The organism is Oleiphilus sp. HI0117 (genome assembly GCF_001635235.1).
On record NZ_LWGA01000187.1, the window covers coordinates 1 to 8,752 of the forward strand.

General features: G+C 44.2%; 10 protein-coding genes. 3 read left to right on the forward strand and 7 right to left on the reverse strand.

Annotation, left to right across the window (positions count from 1 at the left end; translation table 11 throughout):
- Positions 1-679: hypothetical protein (locus A3757_RS26165; protein WP_197469667.1), on the forward strand; the 679-nt coding region annotated here is incomplete at its 5' end.
- A 26-nt stretch (positions 680-705) separates the two neighbouring features.
- Here A3757_RS26165 and A3757_RS02395 read toward each other — a convergent pair.
- The 6 genes from A3757_RS02395 to A3757_RS02420 all read right to left on the reverse strand — a co-directional run bounded on the left by A3757_RS02395 (position 706) and on the right by A3757_RS02420 (position 6,487).
- Positions 706-1,455 carry an ABC transporter substrate-binding protein gene (locus A3757_RS02395; RefSeq protein WP_068513803.1) on the reverse strand — a complete coding sequence of 250 codons (750 nt, stop codon included), beginning with the start codon at positions 1,453-1,455 and terminating at the stop codon, positions 706-708.
- Between the two features lie 118 nt (positions 1,456-1,573).
- Positions 1,574-2,353 carry a molybdopterin-synthase adenylyltransferase MoeB gene (locus tag A3757_RS02400; RefSeq protein WP_082870302.1) on the reverse strand — a complete coding sequence of 260 codons (780 nt, stop codon included), beginning with the start codon at positions 2,351-2,353 and terminating at the stop codon, positions 1,574-1,576.
- A gap of 31 nt (positions 2,354-2,384) precedes the next feature.
- A complete protein-coding gene (gene prmC, locus A3757_RS02405; RefSeq protein ID WP_068513801.1) occupies positions 2,385-3,227 on the reverse strand; it encodes a peptide chain release factor N(5)-glutamine methyltransferase in 843 nt (280 codons plus the stop codon).
- A 29-nt stretch (positions 3,228-3,256) separates the two neighbouring features.
- Entirely contained in the window at positions 3,257-4,339 is a 1,083-nt protein-coding gene (gene prfA / locus A3757_RS02410) for a peptide chain release factor 1 (RefSeq protein ID WP_068513797.1), read from the reverse strand.
- Positions 4,340-4,497: 158 nt separating this feature from the next.
- On the reverse strand, positions 4,498-5,037 hold the full coding sequence (locus A3757_RS02415) for a hypothetical protein (RefSeq protein WP_068513794.1): 540 nt from the start codon (positions 5,035-5,037) through the stop codon (positions 4,498-4,500).
- 235 nt (positions 5,038-5,272) lie between these two features.
- Entirely contained in the window at positions 5,273-6,487 is a 1,215-nt protein-coding gene (locus A3757_RS02420) for a CoA transferase (protein WP_068513791.1), read from the reverse strand.
- 191 nt (positions 6,488-6,678) lie between these two features.
- Between A3757_RS02420 and A3757_RS02425 the strand changes: the two genes are divergently transcribed.
- On the forward strand, positions 6,679-7,821 hold the full coding sequence (locus tag A3757_RS02425) for an HD-GYP domain-containing protein (protein ID WP_068513789.1): 1,143 nt from the start codon (positions 6,679-6,681) through the stop codon (positions 7,819-7,821).
- Positions 7,822-7,936: 115 nt separating this feature from the next.
- The gene (locus A3757_RS02430; RefSeq protein WP_068513786.1) at positions 7,937-8,338 is read left to right on the forward strand and encodes a MaoC family dehydratase; all 402 of its coding nucleotides are present in this window, start codon (positions 7,937-7,939) and stop codon (positions 8,336-8,338) included.
- Position 8,339: 1 nt separating this feature from the next.
- Here A3757_RS02430 and A3757_RS02435 read toward each other — a convergent pair.
- The coding region (locus A3757_RS02435; protein ID WP_068739116.1) for a DUF302 domain-containing protein at positions 8,340-8,752 on the reverse strand (413 nt) is incomplete at its 5' end.

Genomic DNA, 8,752 nt, shown 5'->3' on the forward strand with positions numbered 1-8,752 from the left:
AGAGACTCATACTGCACTAACAATCTGGAGCGATAAGAAATACTATCTTCATGGAGACATAGCAACCATCTATGCAAGCCTTCAGGACGCGAACCAAGCACCAATTCCAAGCCAGTTTCTGGGCCAACTAATCTACAATGAAAGCTCGAACCTGCAACAGTTTGAGTTCACTGACGAAAATCAGGACGGCATTTACGAATATCGAATTGATATTGATGCAGAAAAAATTGCTGGTTTATATAAAGTACTAATCGTTAACAAAACCAACAAACTTGCAGACGCTATTACTTTCACTCTTTCAGAACCGGCTCTAGAGCTGACCGGAAACTTTCGAGATAAGCTCAATGCGCAAGGGAATTTATTAATAGAGACCGAAATTAGCGTCAGCAGCAAAAACCGTTTTTACTTTCAAGCCTCGCTCTATAGCGCCAGTAATACACCTATTGGCACAACCCAACATTCAGGTGAGCTTGCACCTGGCAAGCATTGGATACCTTTGGAGTTCGATGGCTTAATGATTCATGACGCTCAGGAAGAAGGCCCTTTCTTGCTGAAAAACCTGTCACTCGCAAAAGTAGCCTTACCTATCCAACTAGCGCCCTTAGCTCACCCTGAATTCTATACAAGAGATTATAGTTTGAGCCAGTTTCGATCAACACAGTATGCCGCAAGCCAATAAAGCAGCAATTTATCTAATGAAGTGGATCACTGATAACGTTTTAGAATTCGATCAAGCTCACCGGTTCTGACGAGGTTTTCAATAAGCATATCGAGTGTTTTTGGCGCAATCTTATTTTTAATTTGTTTTGAATAGGCGCAATGAAGTTTATATTCGTCTGCAGGCAGCTTGGCCAATACAAGCTGCTCATTCAATTTTCTTTCTCGAAGTTGATACTTGAGCAAAATCCCGAAATCAATCAGCACATCTAGCCTTTTCAATTGCAGCAAGTGAATCCCATGCTCCAAGCCCTTCAGCTTGATTGTCGCTACGTCTCCAGACTTAATCAGGCTCATCACTTCAGGGTGATAAACATAACCGTTATAGATTCCTAGAGTTGTTCCTTTAAGGTCATTGTATGAATGAAGCTTCAAGCTAAGTTCTGGACGAACAAGAAATCTGTCTGCCCCATCAAATAAAACAGGGGACCAATGATAGGAAGAAGGTAATTCCTTCCAAATAGGGCTCGTCAAACAATCCACATCGATGTCACCTGACTGCAATTGTTGCTCAATTCGCAAGACTGGAAGTTTCACAAACTCGGCTTGCAATCCCGCTTCGGAAGAAATCTGGTCGGCCAGATCTTTGATAATGCCAGAATGGACTACACCATCATGTTCAATAACAAAAGGTGGCTTCGCATCATCCCAATAACTGAACTTAAGAGTCTCTGCGCTAACGTTCCCTACTGAAAAAAGCAATACCAGCAAGCCTAGCTTCGATGTAATCTCTCTCATCACTCCACTCCTCCGTATACTTTCATTATTGGAAGGAAATAGTAATTAAGCAATATCTTTCACTAAAAATACCAAATTGATCTAGCTTTACTTGAGTCGAATCAAGAGTCCGTTTTACTTATTTACCACAGACCTGACAGCCTGAGTCTTTCTTCAGTTTCAACGTCCGCCACTCCATCGAAGTAGCATCCAGCATCATTAAGCGCCCTTTTAAAGAACATCCTAGGCCACTCAGTACCTTAATAGCCTCCATTGCCTGCATGCTCCCTATAATGCCAACCAACGGCGCCATAACACCTGACGTTGAGCAGGTAAGCTGCTCGTCATCCCCTTCAGCATACAAACACTGATAACACGGTGCTTCATCGTCACGCATATCGAAAACACTTACCTGCCCTTCCATTCGAATCGCGGCACCAGACACTAGAGGCTTTGCTTCTTCGACACATGCTCTATTGACCGAGAATCGAGTTGTGAATGTGTCGCTGCAGTCCAAAACCAAGTCAACTCTGGCGACAGCAGACCGTAACCCCTCCTCATCCAGACGTTTGGCAAGTACCTTCACTTCAACATGAGGGTTTATATTGCCAAGCATTTCAGCCGCGGAGTCTACTTTCATTTTTCCTAACGAGCTTTCGCCATGTAGAATTTGGCGCTGCAAGTTGGAAACATCAACATGGTCATCATCAACGATAGTTATGCAGCCAACACCTGCTGCTGCAAGATACATCGCAACCGGGCTACCCAAGCCACCCGCACCAATAATAAGTACTTTTGCATTCTTGAGCGCCAACTGCCCCGCAACATCGAATTTAGGCAACATGATCTGCCGGCTATATCGCAATAACTCCGGATCACTTAACTCTTGATAAACTTCGCGACTTTGCTGCTCGCTCACAATTCACCTCTATACAGATATAAAACTAGTCTTACCCAGTCCATTGGCCCTGGGTAACACGATCGTTACCGCCATAATCTTTACTTGTCTCGACCTGCTGATAACCCGCTTTTTTCAGTACTGACCTAACAAGCTCTGCCTGGTCATAGCCATGTTCAAAAAGTAGCCAGCCACCTGCTTCGAGAAACTCACGCGCATCATGCGTAATCTTTTTGATATCGGCCATCCCCTGATCTTCAGCAATCAGAGCAGAAGCAGGCTCAAATCGAACATCCCCTTCACGCAGGTGCTTATCTTTGGCATCGATATAGGGAGGATTACTAACAATCAGAGAAAAACGCTGCTCCCGGAATGCGGAAAACCAATCGCTGCAGAAGAACTCAACATGAGGAAGGCTATTCAAGTTTGCGTTTTGCCTTGCTAGCTCAATGACCTTTGGAAAACGGTCAACACCATTGACCTGCCATGCTGGACGCTCACTAGCTAATGCCAAGGCTATCGCCCCCGTGCCCGTTCCGAGATCAAGTACTGAAATGGCGGACTTATCCAACGGCAAATTCAAAGCCCTTTCAACAAGCACTTCGGTATCAGGCCTTGGAATGAGAGTATGCTCATTAACCTTTAAATTTAGAGTCCAAAAATCTCGCTGACCAATTAGGTGGGCAATAGGACGCCCTTTTTGGCGTTGTGAAACAAGAGAAAGAAAGTGCTCGGTTTGGTCTTGATCCAGACTTTTATCAGGCCAGGTCCGTAAATAAGCACGCTCGCAATCGAGCACGTGACATAAGAGCAGCTCAACATCCAAAGATGCCGAACTGCTTGTCAATTCGAGGGATTTTGCCATCGCCTCTGAAATAGTCAGTTGATGGCTCATATCAAACTCCAATAAGCTATATCTACTTATTACTCACCCATAGAAGTGAGTAATTCAGCCTGATGCTCTTGCAATAAAGGCTGTAACACCTGGTCCAAATCACCTTCCATAACTTCAGCTAGCTTATAGAGCGTCAAATTAATTCGATGATCAGTCATGCGACCTTGAGGAAAGTTATAGGTTCTGATTCGCTCAGAACGGTCACCACTACCTACGAGACTTTTTCGTTGATCTGATTGTTCTTGAGCATGCGCTTCCTGTTCAGCCGTCAGTAGCCTCGATTGCAACAAAGATAGAGCGCGAGCCTTATTCTTATGCTGTGATCGTTCGTCCTGACACTCAACTACCACACCTGTTGGCAAGTGGGTAATACGAATAGCCGAATCCGTTTTGTTGACGTGCTGACCACCGGCGCCCGAAGCCCGGAAGGTATCGATACGCAAGTCAGCCTTATTGATTTCGATCTCATCCACAGCATCAATTTCCGGCATCACAGCCACCGTACAAGCCGAAGTATGAACCCTGCCTTGCGATTCGGTTTCTGGAACACGTTGTACACGATGAGCTCCTGACTCAAACTTCAGGCTCCCATATACACCCTCACCGACAAGCCGTGTAATCACTTCTTTATAACCACCGTGCTCACCCAGGTTTTCGCTAACCACTTCAACCTTCCAGCCTTTCTTCTCAGCATAACGAGAATACATGCGAAATAAATCCCCAGAGAAAATTGCCGCCTCATCACCACCGGTTCCCGCTCGAATTTCCAAGAAAACGTTATTCTTGTCATTCGGATCTTTAGGTAACAAGAGAGTCTGCAACTCCTTATCAAGAGTTTCCAAAGAAGACTTTGCCTCTTTCAGCTCTTCTTGAGCCATCTCGCGCATATCGGCATCACCATCATTCATCAGCATGTTGGCTTCTTCGATGTCGTCCTGAGCTTGTCTGTAGCTAGCGTAACATTTCACAACCGGCTCAATTTCAGCATACTCTTTTGAAAAGTCGCGAAATTTATTCTGGTCTGTGATCACATCAGGGTCGCTCATAAGAGCTGCTAATTCTTCGTAACGTTCAGAAATACTGTCTAAACGAAGCAATAAGGATTCTTTCATGGAATAGTAACCAGCTAGATGACCTTAACTTAACTATAAAGCCTGAAGAACAAACGCTTTTGATAAAGTAAGGTCACAAAAATTCAATATGTAGGAAATTGCGCGGCATTTTAGCAAAAATAGCGGCGCGAAACAAAAGCTAGCTCTTGTAGAAAGATTTAGAACATCTCTAGCTCGCCATCATCAAAAGGATCGGCTTCAGGCTCTTTATACTCAAAGGACAAATTTTGATTTAATACTTTTGTGTGCAAACTACATTCAAAGACTTCTCGCCCACTTTGAAAGTTAAGCGTTAACATCGAAAAACCTTCGTCAAGCAATTCATCAAGCCGAATGCCAAACTGCTTTTGAGGGGTGCCGAGTTGCAGGTAGTGCTGATAATCGATGAGTTTGTTTTTGAGCGCCCCCATAAAACGATTAGCCAATTCGGAAATCCAGTCTTCAATCTCATGAGCTTGAACAAACTCGGCATCACCTTTAATTGGATAAGTTTCTCTTAGAATGGAGACAGGGCCTCGTAGTAGTAATTTCAGCTCCAGGTCATCGGAAAGCGCTTCGATAAATGCGCAAGGCAGGGCCAAGACCTCTTTTGCCGACTCTACAATTTCCAATTCGCATTGAATGCTTGCGAAAACGTCAATACATGTTTCTTTAAATAATAGGTGTAAGGGCTCCAGGGCGCTTCCTGCTTGGGGCATTTTGACTCCTTTCTATTCCATAAGTATTACTATCCCTACTAATATAGCCGAATGAATCAAAGCCGCCTTAGGATTTTTATAGTATTATGGAATAAAAATAATGCCCCCTGGAAGTCCATAAAATTTCTTTAGAAACAACAGGGTATAAGCATCTTCAAATTGGGTCAGAGTAAAGGCGTTTGTTTTACTCTGGCCCCAATAGTACACACTTAAGGAAAAAGGTTTGGATTAGACGCTACTCTGGCCCTGCAACGATACCCGCATCGTGTAAGCGGCCAATTTCAGCACTACTCAAACCAACCACTTCAGAAAGCACTTCATCGGTTTGCTGCCCTAGTTTTGGCGCCGGTTGCGCAGGCTGGCGTTCAAATGCCGAGAAGTTCCAAGGAGCTCCTGCTGCTCTGAATGAACCAACACCAGGCTGATCAATTTGGTTAAACATTGGATTGTCTAGCGAGCATTCCGGGTCACTATCTACCATTTCCTTAACCGTTTGATACTTACTCCAACAAACTCCGTTTTCATTGAAGCGAGACTCAATATCCTTAAAACTGCGCTTAGAAATATAGTCAGAAAATAAAGCCGAAATCTCATCACGAGACTCAAAGCGAGCACCTTCCTGAGAAAAATCACGTCCTAGCGTTGCCGCTAGCTGGTCCATTTTTTCAGCTGTTTCTGTAGCAATACACAAGGACTTCCACTGGCGTTTGGTCAAGCCAATCACCATGACACGCTCGCCATCAGATGTCGTAAAGTCTCGTCCAAACGCACCGAAGAGATAGTTTCCATAACGTGGACGCTCTTCTCCTAACTGCGCTTCAGCAATAAATCCTAAGTGCCCCATCACTGCCATGGCCGCATCAGCCAAAGCAATCTTAGTGTGCTGTCCTTCACCTGTGCGATAACGATGACGCTCTGCAGCTAACAAGCCCAGTGCAGCCATCTGTCCTGTCACCAGATCCCAGGCAGGAAGTACGTGATTCGTTGGCGAGTTACTATCAGAGGGGCCTGTCAAAAACGGTAAGCCAATGGCCGGGTTAACCGTATAGTCTACAGCCGAGCCACCATGCCTATCGCCTTGAACGGTGAGCTGTATCATGTCTGGACGAATTGCCTTAAGATCCTCATAAGACAACCAACCCTTAGGTGGAAAGTTTGTCAATAGCATTCCCGCTTCTTTGCCAGGCGCGGTTATAATTTGCTTAGCGAGTTCTGAACCTTCTGGAGACCTAAAGTTGATCGCTACCGAACGCTTAGATTTATTTAGCCCTGCCCAAAACAGACTGACATTATCTTTTGTAACGGGCCAGCGACGATAGTCCAACCCCCCCCCTATCGCATCTATTCGAATGACGTCCGCTCCAAGTTGAGCTAAAGTCATTCCTCCAAGAGGCGCAGCGACAAATGCAGAGGCTTCAACCACTCGCATCCCCGATAGAATCGAACTCATATTGACATCCTGTTAGGTTATTTTGTAATAAATTATTAAGAAACTATATATGACGCGAAGAATAAACCAGCTTAGCCGCTAAATCCACTCGGAACAAAGTTCAGATTTGTAACCAATTTAGTTTTTTGCTTTTCGCTTGACCCAGCTCGTCTATACTAGAACTAACGACTTGAACGAGCTAAAGATGAAACATGGACAAACCAAGCGTATACAGTCACCAAGACCCCTTAAAGAAATTAGGCTCCAGTAGCCCTTTACTTGAAAAGTTGCGGCTACTCCATGGGCACTTAAAACATCAGCATCACTATATTGACCGTATCGCCGTCGCCTTGTTTGATGCGAAAACCGATACCCTTAAAACCTTTGCTTGGAGCAGCGAACACGAAAGCCCTTTGACTCACTATCAAGCAAGTTTAAGCGATGCCCCTTCCCTGATAGAGATAATCAAGAGTGGGAATCCACGAGTCGTAAACAATATGGAAATTTTTTCTGACGGCCAGAATACCCATACGAGAGTATTAGAAAAGAGTCATTTCGGCTCTAGCTATACATTTCCAATGTATCAAGATGGGCAATTTATCGGCTTTATATTTTTTAACTCCTTCGAAAAAAACGTCTTTGAAGAAAGCACCTTGGTAGACCTGGATATGACAGCTCACATGCTCGTTCTTCTGGTATCCCATGAACAAGATGTGGTAGGTACCTTACAAGCAACTGTCAGAAGCGCCATGAATTTCACTCACCATCGTGACCCTGAAACAGCAATGCACATCGACCGAATGTCCCGATTTTCAAGACTAATCGCTGACGAGCTGGCGCATAAATATGGTTTTGACGACCAGTTTGTCGAGCATATTTTCCTGTTCTCACCTTTGCATGATATTGGCAAGATTAGTATTCCCGACTCTGTACTCTTAAAGCCAGGAAAGTTAGATGATCAAGAATTCGAGATCATGAAATCTCACGCAGAGAAAGGCAAGGAGCTAATCGATACGCTGTTAGAAAACTTCAGCCTAGATAGCCTCAACTACATCGACATTCTGAAAAATATCGCCCACCACCATCACGAAGCCTACGACGGTTCCGGCTACCCTGATGGGCTAGTTGCCCAAGATATCCCTATCGAGGCAAGAATTGTCGCAGTAGCCGATGTCTTTGACGCACTAACCAGTGAGAGACCTTATAAAAAAGCTTGGTCAAACGATGATGCTTTCGCAAAAATTGACGCCATGGCTGGCACTAAGCTGGATAGGGAATGCGTTGATGCACTAATTAAAAATCGCGAGCTAGTCGAAGAAATCCAACGACAATTCAAAGAAAATATTATTGGCTAAATACCCTTGGCTTGACGTCTATCAGTGTCACCTTTTTTTAATGTAGACAAACTAATATCGAGCTAGTCACTACCGGCTCATCACTCACAACAAGCATTAAGGGAATAAAACAAGTATGTCGAAAGTTAGTCTTGGCCAAAGCGCAAGTATCAGCAAACGTTTTTCTGAAGCAGAAGTAAATGCTTTTGCAGAGTTATCACTTGACTTCAACCCGGTCCACCTTGACGCCGACTATGCAGCCAAGACACCATTTGGTAAACAAATAGTCCACGGGATGCTTGTTTCAAGCCTTTTTTCTGGTTTGTTAGGAAAACACCTGCCCGGAGAAGGTACCATTTACTTGGGGCAGGACTTAAAATTCAAGAAACCAATATTTATTAATCAGGAAGTCACTGCAACAGTAGAGATTATCAACATACGTAATGATAAGCCCATCATTACGCTTAGCACCCTCTGTGTAAACGATCAGGGAGAAACCGTGATCGAAGGCGAAGCGGTTGTTATGTTTGCTGGCTAAATTATTGACTAATTGCTGCGGTACTCAGCTTATTCAGTACTGCGGCGATTTTAGATATGACTTGGTCACAACCTTGAATATCGTGACGCTTCTGTAAATACTCCGGATTGTTGTATGAAATTCTGACCTTATTATCATTATCCTTTTGAATCATTACTTTCTGCGGTAAATCGATTGCTACCGCTGGCGCGCAGTTCATTAGAGGTGTTCCTACCTTTGGGTTACCAAAAAGAATAAGCTCCGTCTCGGGCATAGCCAAATTAACGCTTTCCGCATTTTCCTTGTGATCAATTCTTGCAAACAAACTTAGACCTTTCGCCAGAATAATTGATTCAAATCGGTCGGCAGTTTTCTTCACTGTATACGGGCTTTCAAGTGATACCAGGCCTTCAGAAGCGATAGCACTGAATGAAG

Bases quoted from the DNA above. Each gene is read 5' to 3' on its own strand.
- A3757_RS02395 (WP_068513803.1), bottom strand. From the start codon at position 1,455: ATGAGAGAGATTACATCGAAGCTAGGCTTGCTGGTATTGCTTTTTTCA.
- prmC (WP_068513801.1), bottom strand. From the start codon at position 3,227: ATGAGCCATCAACTGACTATTTCAGAGGCGATGGCAAAATCCCTCGAA.
- prfA (WP_068513797.1), bottom strand. From the start codon at position 4,339: ATGAAAGAATCCTTATTGCTTCGTTTAGACAGTATTTCTGAACGTTAC.
- A3757_RS02415 (WP_068513794.1), bottom strand. From the start codon at position 5,037: ATGCCCCAAGCAGGAAGCGCCCTGGAGCCCTTACACCTATTATTTAAA.
- A3757_RS02420 (WP_068513791.1), bottom strand. From the start codon at position 6,487: ATGAGTTCGATTCTATCGGGGATGCGAGTGGTTGAAGCCTCTGCATTT.
- A3757_RS02425 (WP_068513789.1), top strand. From the start codon at position 6,679: ATGGACAAACCAAGCGTATACAGTCACCAAGACCCCTTAAAGAAATTA.
- A3757_RS02430 (WP_068513786.1), top strand. From the start codon at position 7,937: ATGTCGAAAGTTAGTCTTGGCCAAAGCGCAAGTATCAGCAAACGTTTT.